We start from the raw sequence: 20147 nt of genomic DNA on the forward strand, positions 1-20147 counted from the left end.
CTCGACACCCCGCCCAGCCCGCCGGCGCTTGAGGCGCAGGGGTGCCCACCGGCTCCGCGGCTCGGAACGCCGGCACCTGTCCAGCCCCGCCGGCGCTTGGGACGCGGGGGCTGGGGGCGGAGCGCCGCATGGCTTCGCGAGGTGGCCCCGCGGCTTCGGATCGGGACGGCGGCACCGGTTCAGCCCCGCCGGCGCTTGAGGCGCGGGGCGTGGGGCCGAGCCCCGTGGGCCATTGGTACGGCCGGGCCCCGGAAGGCGTCAGCGGCCGCGGAGGCGGCGGACCAGGATGCTGGCGTCGCCGCGGGATTCCAGGTCCGCCAGGACGACGGCGACCGCCTCGCGGACGATGCGGCCGCGGTCCACGGCCAGCCCGTGCTCGCCGCGCAGCACCAGCCGCGCGTGCTCCAGGTCCATCAGCTCCTCGGCGGAGACGTAGACCGTGATCTTCTCGTCGTGGCGCTCGCGCCCGCTCGGCCGGCGGTTCGCCCCCCGGCCCCCTTTCCGCCGGGTGCCCGACGTCGCGGCCGGGGCCGGCGCGGGGCCGGAACCTTCCTGCGGCCGGCGTGGGGCGGCGACCACGGGTTCCTCGGCCTCCCGGCCGGGGCCCGCCGCGGTGTCCCGCGCCGCGCTGTGCTCGGAGTCCGAGGGCGACGCCTCGTCAGGACCCCGTCGCGGTGAGGAGGCCTGCAGGGCCGTCCCCCCGGTCGTACGGAACAGTTCGTCGGCTCCGGGCAGACTCACTCGGCGTGACACCGGGCGAGCACCTCCCTGGCGAGCTGGCGATACGCGGCGGCGCCGACGGAGTTGGAGGCGTACGTGGTGATCGGCTCACCGGCGACCGTGGTCTCCGGGAAGCGCACCGTACGGCCGATGACGGTGTGGTAGACGTGGTCGTCGAAGGCCTCGACCACCCGCGCCAGCACCTCGCGGCTGTGCACCGTACGGGAGTCGTACATCGTCGCCAGGATGCCGTCGAGCTCCAGCTCGGGGTTGAGCCGCTCCTGGACCTTCTCGATCGTCTCCGTCAGCAGCGCCACGCCGCGCAGGGCGAAGAACTCGCACTCCAGCGGCACGATGACCTTGTGAGCCGCCGTCAGGGCGTTCACGGTCAGCAGGCCGAGCGAGGGCTGACAGTCGATCACGATGTAGTCGTAGTCGTTCATCAGCGGCTTCAGGGCCCGCTGGAGCGTCGACTCGCGCGCGACCTCGGAGACCAGCTGCACTTCCGCGGCGGACAGGTCGATGTTGCTCGGCAGCAGGTCCATGTTGGGGACCGCCGTCTTCAGCAGCACCTCGTCGGCCGACATGCCCCGCTCCATGAGCAGGTTGTAGACCGTCAGGTCCAGCTCCATCGGGTTGACTCCGAGGCCCACGGACAGCGCGCCCTGCGGGTCGAAGTCGACGAGCAGCACGCGCCGCCCGTACTCGGCGAGTGCGGCGCCCAGGTTGATGGTCGACGTGGTCTTGCCGACGCCGCCCTTCTGGTTGCACATCGCGATGATCTTCGCCGGACCGTGGTCCGTCAGCGGACCCGGGATCGGGAAGTACGGCAGCGGCCGTCCGGTCGGGCCGATCCGTTCGCGGCGCTGTCTCGCCGCGTCGGGTGCGAGGGTGGCCGCGTACTCGGGGTCGGGCTCGTACTCGGCGTCGGGGTCGTAGAAGTGCCCTTCGGGCACCACGTCGTAGTCGGCGAGACCGGTGGGCGTGGCGCCGCTCAGGTCGCCGGCCGTGGAGTTCACGTCTAGGCCGTCCATGCTCTTTTGGGGCGTCGTCATGTGCTGGTGGTTTGCGAAGGTGCGTACTGCGACGGAGCCGACAGCTTCGAGTCCGGCAGGGCCCTGGCCCCGCGCAGACGCGTCTGCTTGACCACCCCCAGGAGCAAATGTCGACTCATTCACAAGTCGTCTTACCTCCTTGGACGTGACCAGGACACTTATCGATAGGTCAGCGTGGCACCATGCCGACGGTTGGCGACTCTATGGCGTGTCACCACTCCGCAGCAACACAATCCGCCGGACCCGGCACGATGTGTCGGCAACCGAACACCACTCTGTCAAGGGCGTCCGGGCCGTCGCTGTGAAGTTTCGCGGGTGTGCGAAACGGTTAAAGGGTTACGTTCGAGGCGAGTTGAGCGGGGTCTCCGCCGGGCCGCGATACGTATCCGGCCGGACCTTGCGGGCAAGGTCCGGCCGGATACGTGAGATTGACGTCAGTCGTTGACGTGATCAGCCGAGCAGCGTGCTGAGCTCCAGGGTCTGCAGGCCGTGGGCCTCGGCGACCGGGCCGTAAACGACCTGGCCGTCATGGGTGTTGAGGCCGAGCGCCAGCGCGGGGTCCCGGCGCAGCGCCTCGACCCAGCCCAGGTTCGCGAGCTGCACGATGTAGGGCAGCGTGGCGTTGGTCAGCGCGTAGGTGGAGGTGTTCGGCACCGCGCCCGGCATGTTGGCGACGCAGTAGAAGACCGAGTCGTGCACCTGGAAGGTCGGCTCGGCGTGGGTGGTCGGGCGGGAGTCCTCGAAGCAGCCGCCCTGGTCGATCGCAATGTCGACAAGGACACTTCCGGGCTTCATCTTGGCGACGAGCTCGTTGGTGACCAGCTTCGGGGCCTTCGCACCCGGGATCAGCACCGCACCGATGACGAGGTCGGCCTCGACGACGGCCTTCTCCAGCTCGAAGGCGTTGGAGACGATCGTCTTGATCTTCGTACCGAAGATCTTGTCGGCCTCGCGGAGCTTGTTGATGTCGCGGTCGAGCAGGGTCACGTGGAAGCCCATGCCGATGGCGATCTGCGCCGCGTTCCAGCCGGAGACGCCACCGCCGATGACCACGCACTCGCCGGCGTGGGTGCCGGGGACACCGCCGGGCAGGACGCCGCGGCCGCCGGCCGAGCGCATCAGGTGGTAGGCGCCGACCTGCGGGGCCAGCCGGCCCGCGACCTCGGACATCGGGGCGAGCAGCGGCAGCGCGCGGTTGGCGAGCTCGACCGTCTCGTACGCGATGGCGGTGGTGCCGGACTCCAGGAGGGCGTCCGTGCACTCGCGGGAGGCCGCCAGGTGCAGGTAGGTGAAGAGGGTCTGGTCCTTGCGGAGCCGGTGGTACTCCTCCGCGATCGGCTCCTTGACCTTGAGCAGCAGGTCGGCGGTCGCCCACACCTCGTCGGCGGTACCGAGGATCTCGGCGCCGGCGGAGACGTACTCGGCGTCCGTGATCGAGGAGCCGACACCGGCGTTCTGCTCGATGAAGACCTGGTGGCCGTTGCGGACGAGCTCGTGCACGCCGGCGGGGGTGATGGCCACCCGGAACTCGTTGTTCTTGACCTCGCGGGGGATACCGACCTTCACGTCGATCACGGTCCTTGGCTCAGGGGATGTAACGGTGCAATGCCATACATACCCATTGCACCAGCGCGCAACGGGATGCACCACGGGATGACGTGGTGGAGCCAGTCTAATGAAGGATTTCTCGGTGTCTAGCCTTGCAAACCAATAATCTCAGTCGGAACCACTGCGGATTTCGTAGGCTGCGGGGTCGTCTCCGAGCAGTCTGTCCGCCGCGGTGCGGTGCAGCCGGGCCGCCGCCGGATCACCGAGCCGGTCGAGGGTGTCGGCCAGCCGCACCTGCAGGGCGGCCTGAAGCCGCAGGTCCCCGGCCCGCCGTGCCACCTCGATCGCCTCACGGCAGGTGTGCAGCGATTCCTCGGGCCGTCCGGCGTACTCCTGGATCCGCGCCATTTCGCTCAACGCCCGTGCCTGGCCGGGCACATCGGCCAGCTTGCGGTAGCCGGCCGCGGCGGCCCGCCAGCTGCGCAGCGCGTCGCCGTACCGGCCGGCGTAGGTGTGCACATTGCCGAGCCTCCCGTACAGCCTCGCCTCGTCCGCTCGCTCGCCCCTCGTGAGCGACTGGGACAGCGCTCGACCGAACCAGTCGGCGGCCCGGTGCCAGTCGCCCAGCTCCTGGTAGGCACCGCCTACGGATTCCATCGCGCGGCCGGTGGCGTACGGGTCCTGCGCCGCCCGTCCGGCGTCCAGGGCGGCGCGGTAGCGCTCCAGCGCCTCCTGCGTGCGCCCGGTCTCCGCGTCGAGATCGGCCAGGTTCAGCAGGGCGGCGGCCTGCTCGCGGTGCAGGGCGCGGCGCTCGGCCACGTCCAGGACCAGCCGGTGCAGCCCGTACAGCTCGGGGGCCGCCTCGGCGGTGCCGCGGTGCTCGACCAGCGCCCGCACCAGGGCCGCGATCAGCCGGCGGGCCAGGGTGTCCAGCTCGCCGTCGGCGACCGCGAGGCGCGCGCACGCGGCCAGGGCCGGCAGCCGGGTGTCCAGCCAGGTGGCGGCGGCCCGGCGGTCGGCGAAGCGCAGCGCCCGGGGCAGGCCCTCGAGCCGGTCGCGCGCGGCGACGGCGTCGGTCTCGGCCATCGCCCGGCAGGAGTGCAGCAGGCGGACGGTCCGTTCCATCATGCGGGCCCGCGCCAACTGGACCTCGGTGGGCCGCTCCTTGGTCTCCAGCAGCGCCCGCAGCAGGGGCGCGAGGCACCCGGGCAGCCGGAACAGCCCGTCCGCGGCGGGCCGTACGAGGCCCAGCCCGGCGAAGTCCTCCAGCGTCGACTGGGCGGCGGCGACCGAGCAGCCGGCGAGCGCGGAGGCGCTGTGCGAGTCGACCACCCCGGCGGGGGCGAGGGGCAGCAGGCGCAGGGTGCGCTGCGCGGGCTGCGGCAGGGACTCGTAGACCAGCCGGAAGGCGCGGCCCAGCGGGCCCGAGGCCCCGGGGGGCATGTCGTGCAGCTGTTTGGCCACGTCCGCCAGGGAGGCCTTGGGGTGGGCGGCGAGCCAGCCGGCGACGAGCGCGAGGGCGGCGGGCTGGCCGCCGCACTCCTCGGCGATGGCTTCGGCGGCGGTGGGGTCCACGGTGACGCGGATGCCGCCGATCCGGTTCACGGTCATCTCGACGGCGGCAGGGGTCTCCAGGCCGCCGAGGGTGCAGGGCCGCACGTCCGGGATGCCGGTCAGGGGGCCCTCGGAGGTGACGACGACCAGGCACTCGGGGTTGTCCGGCAGCAGCGCGTCCACCTGGTAGACGTCGGCGGCGTCGTCGAGGAGGAGGATCGCCCGGCGTCCGGCGAGCACGGCGCGCAGCTGCGCGGACAGTTCGTCCTCGCCGGCGCCGGCCGGGGTGCGCTCGCCCAGTCCGGTCAGGAGGCCGCGCAGCACGGTGTCGGTGGCGGCCTGCTCCCCGCCGGGGGCGGTCAGCCGGGCCGTGTGGACCCCGTCGGGGTACTGCGCGGCCACCTCGGCCACGAACTCCTCGGCCAGCGCGGTCCGCCCGGAGCCGGGCCGCCCGGCGACGAGCAGCACGCGGGCGCGGGGCGCCTTCGCCTTGCGCCCGGAGAGGGTGTCGAGCCCGGTCCGCGCGATGTCCTCGCGCAGCTCCTTGAGCTCACGCCGCCGCCCGACGAAATCCGTCACGGATCCGCTCCTCTCCCTGCGTCCGGGAAAGCTGAGCGTAGTTCACACAGAGCGACGACTTGTGGGGAGCGCGGCGGGCACATCGCCCGATCGGATCAGCCGATCGTCACACCGGCCCCTCTCGGCCCCTCCCCGCCCCTCCCGGCACCCGCCGCCCCCTGTGCGGCCCCGCACGGGCCCGGGGTTCCGCGGGTCGCCTACACCTCGTACGGACGGGCCGGCCAGGGTGCCAGGGCGGGACGGAGGGTGTCGGGGCCGCCGGCGGCCAGGGCGGCGGCGAGCGCCAGCACGCCCGTGACCAGGCCGGGGTTGTGCAGCTCGCCCGCCAGGACGCCGCGGACCAGCTCGGCCAGCGGGACCCGAGCCAGCTCCATGTCGGCCTCCTCGTCGGAGACCGCGTACCGCTCGCCCTCCGCCTCGGCCAGGTCGCGGGCCAGGAAGATCCGCACCGCCTCGTCGGAGCCGCCGGGCGAGCTGAAGAAGTCGGCGAGGACCCGCCAGTCCTCGGCCTTGACGTGCGCCTCCTCGTAGAGCTCGCGCTGGGCGGCGTGCAGCGGGTTCTCCCCCGGCACGTCCAGCAGCCCCGCCGGCAGCTCCCACAGCTTGTGCCGCACCGGGTGGCGGTACTGGCGCAGCACCAGGACCCGGTCCTCCGCGTCCAGCGCCAGCACGCACACCGAGCCCGGGTGCACCTGGTAGTCACGGCGCGCCACCGAGCCGTCCGGCATCCGCACACGGTCCGAGGCGACGGCCGTCTTCGCCCCCTCGAAGGGACGGTCCTGCGACAGGACCTCCCAGGTCAGAGCGGAGTCCTTGATGTCCACGATGCCCATTTCCGAAGTCCTCCCGGACGCGCGACAGCCGGGACGCGCGCCCGCGCGCACCCCGGCTGCCTACGTTATGCCGTCACACCGTCACTTGGCGGCCTGCTGGCGCTCCACCGCCGCCTTGACCAGGCCCGCGAACAGCGGGTGCGGGCGGGTCGGGCGCGAGCGCAGCTCCGGGTGGGCCTGGGTGGCCACCAGGTAGGGGTGCACCTCGCGCGGGTACTCGACGTACTCGACCAGCTTGTTGTCCGGGGAGGTGCCGGAGAAGACGATGCCCGCCTTCTTCTCCAGCTCGCCGCGGTAGGCGTTGTTCACCTCGTAGCGGTGGCGGTGCCGCTCGTCGACGTACGCCTGGTCGCCGTAGACCTCGCGCACGATCGAGCCCTCGGCGAGCTTCGCCGGGTACATGCCCAGGCGCATGGTGCCGCCCAGGTCGCCCGCGCCCTCGACGAAGGCGAGCTGCTCCTCCATGGTCGAGATGACCGGGTGCGGGGTGGAGGCGTCGAACTCGGTGGAGTTCGCGTCCTCGATGCCCGCCAGGTTGCGTGCGGCCTCGATGACCACGCACTGCAGGCCCAGGCACAGGCCCAGCAGCGGGATCTTGTTCTCGCGGGCGTACGTGATGGCGCCGACCTTGCCGTTGACGCCGCGGTCGCCGAAGCCGCCGGGCACGCAGATCGCGTCCACGTCGCCGAGCACCGCCGCCGCGCCGGCCGGGGTCCTGCAGTCGTCGGAGGTGACCCACTTGATCTTGACGCGGGCCTTGTTGGCGAAACCGCCGGCGCGCAGCGCCTCGGTCACCGACAGGTACGCGTCGGGCAGGTCGATGTACTTGCCCACCAGCGCGACGTCGACCTCGTGGTCGGGGTTGTGAACCCGGTCCAGCAGGTCCTCCCACACCGTCCAGTCCACGTCGCGGAACGGCAGGTCGAGCTTGCGCACGACGTACGCGTCCAGGCCCTCGGTGTGCAGCACCTTCGGGATGTCGTAGATCGACTTGGCGTCGATGGCGGCGACCACGGCCGCCTCGTCGACGTCGCACATCAGCGAGATCTTGCGCTTGATGGAGGTGGGCACGTCGCGGTCGGCGCGCAGCACGATCGCGTCGGGCTGGATACCGATGTTGCGCAGCGCGGCGACCGAGTGCTGCGTCGGCTTGGTCTTCAGCTCGCCGGAGGGGCCGATGTAGGGCAGCAGCGAGATGTGCACGACGAAGACGTTGTCGCGGCCGACCTCGTGGCGGACCTGGCGGACGGTCTCCAGGAACGGCAGCGACTCGATGTCGCCGACCGTGCCGCCGACCTCGGTGATGACGACGTCGACGTCCTCGGTCGCCATGCGGCGGATGCGGTGCTTGATCTCGTTGGTGATGTGCGGGATGACCTGCACGGTGTCGCCGAGGTACTCGCCGCGGCGCTCCTTGGCGATGACCGTCGAGTAGACCTGGCCGGTGGTGACGTTGGCCGAGCCGTCGAGGTCCACGTCGAGGAAGCGCTCGTAGTGGCCGATGTCCAGGTCGGTCTCGGCGCCGTCGTTGGTGACGAACACCTCGCCGTGCTGGAACGGGTTCATCGTGCCGGGGTCGACGTTCAGGTACGGGTCGAGCTTCTGCATCGTGACCCGCAGGCCGCGCGCCTTCAGCAGCGCACCCAGGCTGGAGGCCGTCAGCCCCTTGCCGAGGGACGAAGCGACACCCCCGGTGACGAAGATGTGCTTGGTCGTCATGGATTTGGGCGGCATCGCCAAGAGGGGGCTCCCGTGGTCGCGAGGTGAGGTGCGTCCGGTGCCGTCCCGCGGAGATCCGGAAAGGGTCTCAGGGGGCGCCGAAGCTGCGGTTTCGGGGCCCCTGATTCGCACAGGCAGACCACCGGTCCACGGGGTACCAGCCTATCAGCGACCCGGCAGGTCCGCCTCCGGCACGCCCGCCCGCCCCGCCGCGCGGGCCGTGACCGCCCTATACCGGTGGCAAGCACCAAAACCGTTGGTCATACCAACACTCCTCACCCGTTTGGAGGAGCGCCATTGTTCCCAGACTTAAGGAGATCACTAGGGTGCCGACATATCCTGCTCGGATATCGCTCAACATCGCCGCCCGAGCAGTCCGGTCATCCGGTTCACGGCACCACCCAGCCCGTCCCGGACATCCGATGCTCGCGTGGGGGACCCTAGGACCGCGCAACAGCGCACTGCAAGCGCCCTTCGGGGCGGACGTGGCCGTTCGACTGGAGAAGCAACGTGTCCGGGCGCATCGAGGATTACGCACTGATCGGGGACATGCAGACCGCCGCACTGGTGTGCCGGGACGGGTCTGTGGACTGGTTGTGTCTGCCCCGTTTCGACTCACATGCCATCTTCGCTGCGCTCCTGGGCACCGAGGATCACGGCTTCTGGCGCATCGGCCCGGCCGTCGCGCCGGGCGCGGAGGCCCCCAAGGCCGACCGCCGCCGCTACCGCGGGGACTCGCTCGTGCTGGAGTCGGAGTTCGACACTCCGCGCGGCACGGTCCGCATCATCGACTTCATGCCGCCCCGCGAGGACCACGCCCCGCAGCTCGTGCGGATCGTGGAGGGCGTCACCGGCCGGGTGCCGATGCGTTCGGCCCTGCGCATGCGGTTCAGCTACGGCCGGGTCGTGCCGTGGGTGCACAAGGTCGACGCCCGTACCGTCGCCGTGGCCGGCCCGGACTCGGTCTGGCTGGACACCGACGCCCAGACGTACGGCAAGGACCTGACGACGTACGCCGACTTCACCGTCGGCCCCGGCGACCGGATCGCGTTCTGCATCAGCTGGCAGCCCTCGCACAAGGAGCCGCCGCAGGAGCCCGACGCCGAGGCCGCGCTGGAGGCCACCACCGACTTCTGGCGCGAGTGGGTCGAGCACTGCACGTACCACGGCCCCTACCGGGAGGCCGTCGTCCGCTCCCTGATCACCCTCAAGGCGCTCACGTACGCGCCGACCGGCGGCATCGTCGCCGCGCCCACCACCTCCCTGCCGGAGGAGATCGGCGGCGTGCGCAACTGGGACTACCGCTACACCTGGCTGCGGGACGCCGCGATCACCCTCTCCTCGCTGCTGCGCACCGGCTACCGCGAGGAGGCCCGCGCCTGGCGCGAGTGGCTGCTGCGCGCGGTCGCCGGCGACCCGGAGAACCTGCAGATCATGTACGGCATCGCGGGCGAGCGCGAGCTCGGCGAGACCGAGCTGGACTGGCTGCCCGGGTACGAGAACTCCCAGCCGGTGCGCGTCGGCAACGGTGCCGCCCACCAGCTCCAGCTGGACGTGTACGGCGAGGTCACCGAGGCCCTGCACCTGGGTCACATGACGGGCCTGGCCCGCAACGACTACGCCTCCCTGCTCCAGCTGAAGCTGATCCGCTACTTGGAGGCCCACTGGGACCAGCCCGACGAGGGCATCTGGGAGGTGCGCGGCCCCCGCCGCCACTTCGTGCACTCCAAGGTGATGGCGTGGGTGGCCGTGGACCGCACGATCAAGCTGATCGAGAGCGGGGACGCGGACGGACCGCTGGAGCGCTGGCGCGAGCTGCGCGACGAGATCCACCGGGACGTCTGCGAGAAGGGCTACGACAAGGAGCGCAACACCTTCACGCAGTCCTACGGCTCGAAGGAACTGGACGCCTCCCTGCTGCTGATCCCGCAGGTCGGCTTCCTGCCGCCGGACGACAAGCGGGTCATCGGCACCGTCGAGGCGATCCAGCGCGAGCTGTCGACGACCGACGGGTTCATCCTGCGCTACCCGACGGCGGGCGAGGAGGCCGGCGTGGACGGCCTGGAGGGCGACGAGGGCGCGTTCCTGGCCTGCTCGTTCTGGATGGCCGACGACCTGGCGATGATCGGCCGGGTCGACGAGGCCCGCCGGCTGTTCGAGAAGCTGCTGAGCCTGCGCAACGACGTCGGGCTGCTGGCGGAGGAGTGGGACCCGCGGCTCCAGCGGCAGGTGGGCAACTTCCCGCAGGCCTTCAGCCACGTTCCGCTCATCGACACGGCCCTGCGGCTGACGGCGAGCGGCGCGTACGGGGGCTGAGCCCTCCGCGCCATGGGCCGGGCCCTCGGGCCACGGGCCGGGGCCCGGTTCCGGCGTGCGCGCCGGAACGGGGCCTGCCTAGGCTGGAGGGGTCCTTCACCCCTCGGGAGAAGGGGGCGCGCCCATGGCTCCCCACTCGAAGGCGGGCACGGCCCTGGCCGGGCTCCGCGAGGATCTGCCCGGTGCCGTCCACGCCCCGGGCGATCCGGGCTACGACGAGGCCCGGACCGTCTTCAACGCCATGATCGACCGGCGTCCGGCCGTGATCGCGCAGGTCGAGGACGAGGCGGACGTGGTCACCGCCGTCCGCTTCGCGCGCGAGCTGGACCTGCCGATCGCGGTGCGCGGCGGCGGGCACAGCGTGGCGGGCATGGCGCTGGGCGACGGGGCCCTGGTCGTGGACCTGCGGCGGATGCACGACGTGACGGTCCATCCCGCCGCGAAGGCGGTCCGGATCGGCGGCGGGGCCACGATGAGCCATCTGGACCGGGCCTGCCAGCCGCACGCCCTGGCCACCACCGGCGGCCGTGCCTCCACCACCGGCGTCGGCGGTTTCGTCCTCGGCGGCGGCACGGGCTGGCTGGACCGGGCCTTCGGGCTGGCCGTGGACAACCTGCTGGGCGTGGACGTGGTCACCGCCGGCGGCGAGCGGGTCACGGCGACCGCCGAGGACCACCCGGAGCTGTTCTGGGCGCTGCACGGCGGCGGCGGGAACTTCGGCATCGCCACCTCGATCACGCTGCGCCTGCACGACCTGCCGCACATGTCGATCGCGCTGCTGATGTACCTGCCCGAGCACGGGCCCGCGGTGATGCGCACCTTCCGGGACCTGATCGAGAACGGGCCGCACGAGGTGAGCGGCGGGGTGATCTATCTGACGGCGCCGCCGGAGGACTTCGTGCCGCCGCCCCTGGTCGGGCAGTTGCTGTGCACGGCGCTGCTGACGTACGCCGGGCCGGAGGAGGGGGTGCGGAAGCTGGCCGCGCCGCTGCTGGCCCTGCCGCACGAGGTGGAGATCGTCACCGGCATCCCGTACGCGGACCTGCAGTGCATGATCGACGATCCGCCGGGGATGCGGAACTACTGGTCGGCGGAGTACCTGACCGGGGCGCCCGAAGGCCTGGTGGACGTCTTCTGCGGCCGGGCCGCCACGATGCCCGTGCCGTCGGGCACCCAGCACATCCTCTTCCCGCAGGGCGGCGCGATCGCGAGCGGGCCGGCCGAGTTCCCGGTGCCCTACCGGGACGCCCCGTGGGTGGTGCACCCCTTCGGCATCTGGGAGGACCCGGCGGACGACGAGCGCTGCCGGCAGTGGGTCAAGGACGTCCGCGCCGACGTGCGGCCGTGGAGCACCGGCGCCGTCTACCTCAACTTCCTCGGCGACGAGGGCCCGCAGCGCGTGGCCGCGGGTCTGGGTGAGGAGAACCTGGCCCGGCTGGGCCGGGTCAAGCGGACGTACGACCCGGACAACGTCTTCCGCTTCAACCACAACATCCGGCCGGCCTGAGCCTCCTCGCGGGCAGGTGACGTACGCCACAGCCGACCGGTGATCGGATAATCCCCTTACCGGGCCGACGCGTTGTCGGTCCGGCCGGACGGCAGGACAGGACTCCCCACCCGTGGATGATGTGCGCGCGACGACACGGCCGGTAGCGTCCGGCGACATGGACAACCAGGGCGGCGGGATCACCGTTCAAAGGGCGCTGGAGCTGCCGGGGCTGCGCGGCGGGCTGCCGGAGGTGGTGGCCGGGGCCGACCGGCTGGGCCGCACCGTGCGCTGGGTGCACGCGGGCGAGGTGCCCAACATCGCCTCCCTGCTCAAGGGCGGCGAACTGCTGCTGACGACGGGACTCGGTCTGGGCACGCGTCCGGCCGAACAGCGCGCCTTCGTACGGCGCCTGGCCGAACGGGGCATCGCGGCGCTGGTGGTGGAGCTGGGGCCGCGCTTCACGCGGCTGCCCGCGACGATCGTGGAGACGGCCCGGGCGGCCGGCCTGCCGCTGGTCCAGCTGCACCGTGAAGTGCCCTTCGTCGCGGTCACGGAGGAGGTCCACACCGAGATCGTCAACGGGCACTACGCGCTGCTGCAGCGGGCCGAGGAGGTGCACCGGCGGTGCACGCAGGCGCTGCTGGGCGGCGGCGGGATCCCGCAGGTCCTGCGGATCCTGGCCGACTTCACCGCGAACCCGGTCTTCCTGGAGACCCCGGACGGGCAGCTGCTGTACGCGGCGGGCAGCGCGTCGGGGGACGCCGCGGCGGACCCGCTCCAGGTGTGGGAGGGGCTGCGCGGGCACCAGGCGGAGGGCCCGCCGTCGAACGCGGTCGTGGTCGACGTACCCGGCGGCGGGCCGGGGCCCGGCTCGGTCCGGGCCCGGCTGGTGCTGCTGGGCGTCTCCGCGCCGCTGGCGCCGGTGCACCGGATGGCGGCCGAGCGTACGGCGGGCGTGCTCGCGGTGGTGCTGATGCAGGCGCGGCAGGAGGAGGAGCTGGCGGCGCGTGGCCGCGGCGACTTCCTGACCGACCTCGCGGAGGGCCGGATCTCGGCGGAGGACGCGCCGGCGCAAGCCCGGGTCCTGGGCTTCAAACCGGGTTCCGGCCCGCTGCTGCCGGTGGTGATGCGGCTGGCGGCGGGCGTGGCCCCGGGCGGCAACTGGTCGGTCCTGGCGCGGGCGGTGTCGGAGGAGCTGTCGGCGGTGGGCGTCCCGGTGCTGCTGGGCGTCCGCCCGGTGGAGGGGCGGGTGCCGCTGCTGGTCGCGCTGCGCGCGGAGACGGAGCGCGTCTCGGTGGCCGACCGGGTCGCGGCGGCGCTTCGGGCGGGCGTGGAACGGGCGGGCCTGGACCGGGCCGGCGCGCCGCCGGCGGTGGTGGTGGGCGTGGCGGGCGGCTGGGCGGCGGCCTCCTCGGGCCTGCGGCACGCCGCGGAGACGGCGACCGCGGCCCAGGGCCTGCCGGGCCGCCCCTGGTACGACGCCCGCCGCCTGGACATCGACCTGCTGCTGTGGCGGCTGCGGGAACACCCGGACCTGGCGGCGTTCGTGGACCGTGCGATCGGCGCGCTGCGGACCCACGACCAGACGTCCCGCCCGCCCCTCCTGCCCACGCTGGAGACGTACCTGGCGCACGCGGGCCGCAAGGCGGAGACGGCGCGCGAACTCCACCTCAACCGGCAGACCCTGTACAACCGTCTGGCCCGGATCTCCGAACTCCTGGGCACGGACCTGGACGACCCGGAGACGGTCCTCTCCCTGAGCCTGGCCCTGCGCGCCCGCCGCCACACGTCATAACCGGCCCCGCCCACCCAGCCCCGCCGCCGCTCGAGGCGCGGGCTCCGGGGCACAGCCCCGCCCACCCAGCCCCGCCGGCGCTCGAGGCGCGGGCTCCGGGGCACAGCCCCGCCCACCCAGCCCCGCCGGCGCCTGAGGCGCGGGGTCCGGGGCGGAGCCCCGGGTTCGGGAAGGGGCGGGGTGGGGAAGGGCCCCGCGCAGCGGCGAGCGGTGGGGCCGCGCAGGCGACCCCGTCACAGGCCGGCCCGGGAGCCACCCGTGGGCTACCGGCGACGTTCCATCAGTTCGTCGTACACGGAGAGCACTTGCGCCACCGTGTCGTCCTCCGTCGGCCACGTCGCCGCCTGGGCCCGGCCCGCGTCCCCCAGGGCCGCGCGGGCGCCGGGGTCCACCAGGAGGCGGGAGACCGCCGAGGCGAGGGCGCCGGCGTCACCGTACGGCACCAGGACCGCCGCGTCCCCGACCAGCTCCGGCACCCCGCCGACCCGCGTCGCGACCAGCGCCACGCCCGCCCGCAGCGCCTCCTGGGCCAGCAGGGACCGCGCCTCCCACCGGCTCGGCAGCACCGCCACGTCCGCCGCCGCCAGCAGGTCGGCCACGTCCGGCCGCCGTCCCAGCAGCCGCACCGGCAGCCCCTCGGCCTCGATCCGCCGCGCCAGCGACGCCCGCAGCGCGCCCTCGCCCGCGATCACCAGCAGCGGTACGGGGTCCAGCTCCCGCCAGGACCGGGCCGCGTCCAGCAGTACGCCGTACCCGCGGTGCGGGACGAGACTGCCGACCGCGATCAGCAGCGGCCGCTCCACCGCCCCCAGTTCGGCCCGCACCTTCCCGGGATCGGCCAGGCCTGGTCCGGCCACCGGCACCGTCACGGGGGCCAGCCGGGCGTCCCGCGCCCCGCGCCGGCGCGCCAGGTCCACCTGGTCCGACGTCGCGCCGAGCACGACCGCCGCGGACCGCGCGACCCGCCGTTCCAGCACCCGGGTCAGCCGGCCCAGCAGCCCCTCGGCCCCCGGCCCACAGCCGTGCCAGCTGACCACCAGCGGCACCCGGAAGCCGCGCAGCGCCAGCGCCGCCCGCATCCCGGCGCGCACACCGTGCGCGTGCACCACGTCCGCCCCGGCGCACGCGGCCCGCAGCGCGCTCACCGCCGCCGGCGTGAACTGCGCCCCGGCGCCCGTGAAGTCGTACTCCCCCTCCGCCTCGACCGGCGCGCACACCGTCACCCGCACCCCGCGCGCCGCGAGCCCCGTGGCCAGCGACCGCACGTGCGCGCTGCTCCCCGCCCCGCTGCCGGGGACGCCCGCGCAGGCGTCCCCGAGGACCTGGACGGTACGCAACGGCGGCCGCCCGTACGACGGGGCCTGGACCGGAACCGGTGTGCTGCTCACGGCCGGAGCTCCTGAGTGAGGAAGGCAGGGACGTCGCCCAGGATGCCAGCCCGTACGCGCGTTCCGGGACCGTACGGGGAGGGATCCCACGCAAGAGCACGCGACTTCCGGTGAAGCGTCACCCACACGGGCTACATCTCCGGCCCGGGGGCCCGTTGCTGGTACCCCCTGCCACGATCACCGGACCGGCGGCCACGACGACGATGCGGCCGGGCCGGGGCGCCGGCCGAGCACCGGCCGCCGCCCTCGCTGAAAGCCACCACCGACCACCTCGGCAGGGACGGGTGGACCGGCGCCGACTGCGCGGTGCCGGGCCCGGCGCCGGGCGGGCACCTCTCCGTCGGGAAGGGCACGCGCACGCCTCCGGGGCGCACCCGGCCGACGCCCGGCCAGGCCCTGGCGGTCTTCTCGGGCCGGGCCCGGGTGGCGCCGGGCCGGCCCGGGGATGCCGACCCGGCCCCGACGACCGCCTGGGGATGCCGGCCCGGCCCCGACGACCGCCCGGGGATACCGACCCGGCCCGGACGACCGCCCGGGGCGGCCGGCCGGCCCCGACGACCGCCCGCCGCAGGCCTACGCGTCGGCGCGCGCCGCCGCCAGCAGTTCCTCCGCGTGCGCCCGCGCCGTCTCGGAGTCCTCCTGGCCCGCCAGCATCCGCGACAGTTCCCTGACGCGGTCCTCGCCCTCCAGGACGGTGACGCCGCTGCGCGTCACCGAGCCGTCGTTGGTCTTCTCCACCAGCAGCTGCCGGTCGGCGAACGCCGCCACCTGCGGGAGGTGCGTGACCACCACGACCTGCGCCGACTTCGCCAGCTTCGCCAGCCGTCGGCCGACCTCCACCGCCGCCTTGCCGCCGACACCCGCGTCGACCTCGTCGAAGAGGTACGTCGGGACCGGGTCCGAGCCCGCGAAGACGACCTCGACGGCCAGCATCACCCGGGACAGCTCACCGCCCGAGGCACCCTTGGCGATCGGCCGCGGCTGCGCGCCCGGGTGCGGGGCCAGCAGCAGCTCCACCTCGTCCGCGCCCGACGGCCCGTACGCGACCGGCCGGCCGCCGACCTCGACCCCGGCCGGGTCCTCGGTCTGGCGGATGTCGATCGTCACCCGCGCGTGCGGCATCGCCAGCGACGCCAGCTCCGCGGTCACGGCCGACGCGAACCGCGCCGCCGCCTCCGTACGGGCGTCCGTCAGCGCCTGGGCCAGCCCCGACAGTTCCGCGCTCAGCGCGTCCCGCTCGGCGGTCAGCTCACCGATCCGCTCGTCGTCGCCGTCCAGCTCCAGCAGCCGCGCCGAGCCCCGCTCGGCCCACGCCAGCACGGCGTCGACCGTGTGGGCGGCCGGGGCGTCGTGCCCGGTGCCCGCGTCGGCGCCGTACTTACGGGTCAGCTGCGTCAGCGCCGCCCGCCGTTCCTCCACCGCCGCCAGCCGCAGCGGGTCGGCGTCGAGGTCGTCGGCGTACCCGGCCAGCTCCCCGGCCACGTCCGCCAGCAGGATGCCCACCTCGCCGATGCGTTCGGCGAGCACGCCCAGCGCCGCGTCGTGCGCGCGTACGGACTCCAGCGCCCGGTGCGCGCCCGCGACGAGCGTGTTGGCGTCGACGCCCTCGGGGTCCTCCGGGTTGCCGGCGAGCGCCGCGTGCGCGAGCTGCGCCGCCGAGGCCAGCGCCTCGGCGTGGCCCAGCCGCTCCGCCTCCGCGGCCAGCTCGGTGTCCTCGCCGGCCCGCGGCTCGACGGCCGCGATCTCGTCCAGCCCGAAGCGCAGCAGGTCGGCCTCCTGGGCCCGCTCCCGGGCCCGGGTGGTGATCTCGTCCAGTTCGGCGGCGACGGCCCGCAGCCGCCGGTAGGCGGCCCCGTACTTCTCCAGCGGTACGGCGACGGCCCCGCCGGCGTACCGGTCCAGCGCCTGCCGCTGCCGGGCCGGCCGCAGCAGGCCCTGCTGGTCGGTCTGGCCGTGGACGGCCACCAGGTCGTCGGCGAGCTCGCCGAGCAGGCCCACGGGCACCGAGCGGCCGCCGACATGGGCGCGCGAACGCCCCTCGGCGGAAACGGTCCGGCTGATCAGCAGCGCGCCGTCGTCCAGCTCGGCCCCGGCCTCCTCGGCCCGCACCGCGGCGGGCGCGTCCGGCCGCATGACGATCCGGCCCTCGACGATCGCCGCCTTGGACCCGATCCGCACCAGCGCCGGGTCGGCCCGGCCGCCGAGCAGCAGCCCGAGGCTGGTGACCACCATCGTCTTGCCCGCGCCGGTCTCGCCGGTCACCGCGGTGAATCCGGGCGACAGCTCGACCACCGCGTCGTCGATGACACCCAGCGACCGTATCCGCATCTCCTCAAGCACGTCCTGCACCATACCGAGGTTTCACCGGCGGCATGTGACGGCACCGTGTGACCCGGCACCGATCGGGTTACGGATCGGGTTTCGGATCGGGTTACGGATCGGGTTACGGACCGGCGCCGGATCGGACGGGCGGGCCCGTAACCGCCTCAGTGCGGCGCCCCGCGCCACCCCGAGACCGGCAGGGCGAATTTCGCCACCAGGCGGTCCGTGAAGACCGCGTGGTGCAGCCGGGCCAGCCGGACCGGCACGCTGCCCCGGCGGACCTCCACGCGGGCGCTGGGCGGCAGCTCCAGCGTGCGGCGGCCGTCGCACCACAGCACCCCGTGCGGGGTGCCCGTCTGGACCTCCACCGCCAGCACCGAGTCCGGCGAGGTGATCAGCGGCTTCGCGAACAGCGCGTGCGCGCTGATCGGCACCATCAGCAGCGCCTCGACCTCCGGCCACACCACCGGCCCGCCCGCGGAGAAGGCGTACGCCGTGGAGCCGGTCGGAGTCGCGCAGACGATCCCGTCGCAGCCGAACCCGGAGACGGGCCGGCCGTCGATCTCCAGCACCACCTCCAGCATCCGCTCGGGGGACACCTTCTGGACGGCCGCCTCGTTCAGCGCCCAGTCCCGGTGGACCACGTCACCGTTCGTCCGGACGAGGACGTCGAGCGTCATCCGCTCCTCGACCTCGTACTCCTTGGTGACGACCCGGTCCACGACCTTGTCCAGGTCGTCGCGCTCGGCCTCGGCCAGGAAGCCCACCCGGCCCAGGTTCACGCCCAGCATCGGCACCCCGGAGGCGCGCGCGAACTCCGCGCCGCGCAGCAGCGTCCCGTCACCGCCCAGGACGATCAGCAGCTCGCACCCGTCGAGCACGTCGGGGGTGCTCTCCTCGACCAGCTCCACCTCGGCCGGCAGCGACACGTCGCCCGCCTCGTGGCGCAGCAGCCGTACGCCCAGCCCGCACCGCAGCAGCCCCTTGATCACCAGCTCGGCGCTGCGGATGGCCGCCGGCCGCCCGGTGTGCACGAGCAGGAAGACGGTCCGCGCCTCCTCGGGCCCGCACCCGGGCCCCTGTCCCGAATCCACCGATCCCCCTGTTGAAACAGTCACCGCGGCCCCTCCGCCACTGCACGGTCAACGTCCGCCGGGTCGAGTGCCGGTGCCCCCGCCCGCAGCCACAGAAAGTATTCGACATTCCCCGAGGGCCCGGGCAGCGGACTCGCGGTCACCCCGAGCACTCCGAGCCCCAGCGCCCCCGCCGCCCGCGCGACCTCGCGCACGGCCTCCGCGCGCAGCTCGGGGCTGCGGACGACGCCGCCGCTGCCGAGCCGCTCCTTGCCCACCTCGAACTGCGGCTTGACCATCAGCACCAGGTCGGCGTCCGGCGCCGCGCAGCGCACCAGGGCGGGCAGCACCAGGCCGATGGAGATGAACGACAGGTCGCCGACGATGACGTCGACGGGGATCCCGTCGATCTGCTCCAGCGTCAGCTCCCGGACGTTCGTACGGTCCTTCACCGTGACCCGCTCGTCGCTCTGCAGCGACCAGGCCAGCTGCCCGTAGCCGACGTCGACGGCAACGACGTGACCGGCGCCCGAGCGCAGCAGTACGTCGGTGAACCCGCCGGTCGAGGCGCCCGCGTCCAGGGCCCGGCGGCCCTCGACGCGCAGCCCCAGCGGCGTGAAGGCGGCCAGCGCGCCGGCGAGCTTGTGGCCGCCGCGCGAGACGTAGTCGGGGTCGCTGTCGTCCTTGAGGACCACCAGCGCGGCGCTGGTCTCGACCTGGGTGGCGGCCTTGGTCGCGGTGGTGCCGCCGACGGTGACCCGGCCGGCGGCGATCAGCTGGGCCGCGTGCTCGCGCGAGCGGGCCATGCTGCGGCGTACCAGTTCGGCGTCCAGGCGGCGGCGTGCCACTCCTGCCACGTTCGGTTCAGCTCCTGTTTTCGTACGGACGAGTCGCGGGGGCTGCGTCCAGCGCGGTCAGCGTGTCCCGCAGTCCCCTGTGTACATCCTCGTACACCTCGACATGTCCGTCCGCCGGGAGGTGGTCGGCGTCGGCCAGCCGCTCCAGCAGGGCGTCCACCCCGGCGTGGCCGGTCGCGGTCCGTAGGACGCCCAGCGGCGCGGGCCCGGCGGGCCCGTCCCCCGCGCCGTCCCCCGCACCGTCACCGTCGCCCGCACCGTCACCGTCTCCGGCTCCAGCTCCGTCCGCGAGGGCGTCCGGCACGTCGTCCGCCGCCGCGTCCGGCACGTCGTCCGGTTCCGGGAACACTTCGTCGCTCATGCCCCGACGCTACCCCGAAGGGGTGCGGTACGGTCGTGATCACGATGGCGACGATCGAGGAGTGCCGAGCGGCACTCGACCAACTCTCCGACAACCTGGCGCGGGCCGACGGCGACGTGCGCGGCGCGGCCGCGCTCGACCGCACGCTCAGCTGCCACATCACCGACCTCGACCGGACCTTCACGGGCCGGCTCGAGGGCGGCCGCATCCACGTGGCCGGCCTCGCGGCGGGGCCGCCCGCGACGAAGGCCGAGATCCGGCTGGCGATGACCGGCGACGACCTGGTGGCGATGGTCGCCGGGCAGCTGAACTTCGCGAAGGCGTGGGCGGGCGGCCGCGTCCGCCTGGAGGCCGGCTTCCGCGACCTGCTGCGCCTGCGCTCCCTGCTCTGAGCGGCCGGCGGCCGGCGGCCGGCGGCCGGCGGCCGGCGGCCGGGGGCCCCCCCCCCCGGGGGGGGGGGGGGGCCCGCGCCCCCCCCCCGCCCCCCCCGGGGGCGGCCGGGGGCGCCGCGGCGGCGCGCCCGCCGCGCGCCGGCGCC

Annotated in this window: 15 protein-coding genes; 4 read left to right on the plus strand and 11 right to left on the minus strand. The window is 73.9% G+C overall.

The window, feature by feature from the left end:
* Nucleotides 1-258: 258 nt before the first annotated feature.
* The 6 genes from ACIPXB_RS34770 to ACIPXB_RS34795 form a co-directional block, all read right to left on the minus strand.
* Nucleotides 259-753 (minus strand): hypothetical protein, encoded by a 495-nt coding sequence (locus ACIPXB_RS34770; protein WP_401456590.1) that lies wholly within the window; start codon nt 751-753, stop codon nt 259-261.
* The gene (locus ACIPXB_RS34775) at nt 738-1898 is read right to left on the minus strand and encodes a ParA family protein (protein WP_401456592.1); all 1161 of its coding nucleotides are present in this window, start codon (nt 1896-1898) and stop codon (nt 738-740) included. Before ACIPXB_RS34775 ends, ACIPXB_RS34770 begins: the two co-directional genes overlap by 16 nt.
* Nucleotides 1899-2225: 327 nt before the next feature.
* Nucleotides 2226-3341 (minus strand): alanine dehydrogenase, encoded by a 1116-nt coding sequence (gene ald / locus ACIPXB_RS34780; RefSeq protein WP_401456633.1) that lies wholly within the window; start codon nt 3339-3341, stop codon nt 2226-2228.
* A 150-nt stretch (nt 3342-3491) separates the two neighbouring features.
* A complete protein-coding gene (locus ACIPXB_RS34785) occupies nt 3492-5456 on the minus strand; it encodes a tetratricopeptide repeat protein (RefSeq protein WP_401456593.1) in 1965 nt (654 codons plus the stop codon).
* Nucleotides 5457-5653: 197 nt separating this feature from the next.
* Nucleotides 5654-6289 carry an NUDIX domain-containing protein gene (locus ACIPXB_RS34790; protein WP_401456595.1) on the minus strand — a complete coding sequence of 212 codons (636 nt, stop codon included), beginning with the start codon at nt 6287-6289 and terminating at the stop codon, nt 5654-5656.
* Nucleotides 6290-6370: 81 nt separating this feature from the next.
* Nucleotides 6371-8023, minus strand: coding sequence for a CTP synthase (locus tag ACIPXB_RS34795; protein ID WP_401456596.1), 1653 nt, complete (start codon nt 8021-8023; stop codon nt 6371-6373).
* A 495-nt stretch (nt 8024-8518) separates the two neighbouring features.
* Here ACIPXB_RS34795 and ACIPXB_RS34800 point away from each other — a divergent pair, with 495 nt between their 5' ends.
* From ACIPXB_RS34800 to ACIPXB_RS34810, 3 genes are all read left to right on the plus strand, one after another.
* A complete protein-coding gene (locus ACIPXB_RS34800; protein ID WP_401456597.1) occupies nt 8519-10324 on the plus strand; it encodes a glycoside hydrolase family 15 protein in 1806 nt (601 codons plus the stop codon).
* A gap of 124 nt (nt 10325-10448) precedes the next feature.
* The gene (locus tag ACIPXB_RS34805) at nt 10449-11831 is read left to right on the plus strand and encodes an FAD-binding protein (protein WP_401456600.1); all 1383 of its coding nucleotides are present in this window, start codon (nt 10449-10451) and stop codon (nt 11829-11831) included.
* Between the two features lie 157 nt (nt 11832-11988).
* The gene (locus ACIPXB_RS34810; RefSeq protein ID WP_401456602.1) at nt 11989-13608 is read left to right on the plus strand and encodes a PucR family transcriptional regulator; all 1620 of its coding nucleotides are present in this window, start codon (nt 11989-11991) and stop codon (nt 13606-13608) included.
* Between the two features lie 263 nt (nt 13609-13871).
* On the opposite strand, the gene ACIPXB_RS34815 is transcribed toward ACIPXB_RS34810, so the two are convergent.
* From ACIPXB_RS34815 to ACIPXB_RS34835, 5 genes are all read right to left on the minus strand, one after another.
* Entirely contained in the window at nt 13872-14996 is a 1125-nt protein-coding gene (locus tag ACIPXB_RS34815; RefSeq protein ID WP_401456604.1) for a glycosyltransferase family 4 protein, read from the minus strand.
* Between the two features lie 573 nt (nt 14997-15569).
* Entirely contained in the window at nt 15570-17348 is a 1779-nt protein-coding gene (gene recN / locus ACIPXB_RS34820; protein WP_401456606.1) for a DNA repair protein RecN, read from the minus strand.
* A 134-nt stretch (nt 17349-17482) separates the two neighbouring features.
* Nucleotides 17483-18412: an NAD kinase gene (locus tag ACIPXB_RS34825; RefSeq protein WP_401456607.1), complete on the minus strand. Its 930-nt coding sequence runs from the start codon at nt 18410-18412 to the stop codon at nt 17483-17485.
* A gap of 20 nt (nt 18413-18432) precedes the next feature.
* On the minus strand, nt 18433-19248 hold the full coding sequence (locus ACIPXB_RS34830; RefSeq protein WP_401456609.1) for a TlyA family RNA methyltransferase: 816 nt from the start codon (nt 19246-19248) through the stop codon (nt 18433-18435).
* A gap of 7 nt (nt 19249-19255) precedes the next feature.
* The gene (locus ACIPXB_RS34835) at nt 19256-19609 is read right to left on the minus strand and encodes a hypothetical protein (protein ID WP_401456611.1); all 354 of its coding nucleotides are present in this window, start codon (nt 19607-19609) and stop codon (nt 19256-19258) included.
* Nucleotides 19610-19653: 44 nt separating this feature from the next.
* Between ACIPXB_RS34835 and ACIPXB_RS34840 the strand changes: the two genes are divergently transcribed.
* A complete protein-coding gene (locus ACIPXB_RS34840) occupies nt 19654-20001 on the plus strand; it encodes an SCP2 sterol-binding domain-containing protein (protein WP_401456634.1) in 348 nt (115 codons plus the stop codon).
* The last annotated feature ends 146 nt before the right edge of the window (nt 20002-20147 follow it).

The sequence above is a fragment of the Streptomyces sp. NPDC090022 genome (assembly GCF_044748145.1).
GTDB lineage: Bacteria > Actinomycetota > Actinomycetes > Streptomycetales > Streptomycetaceae > Streptomyces.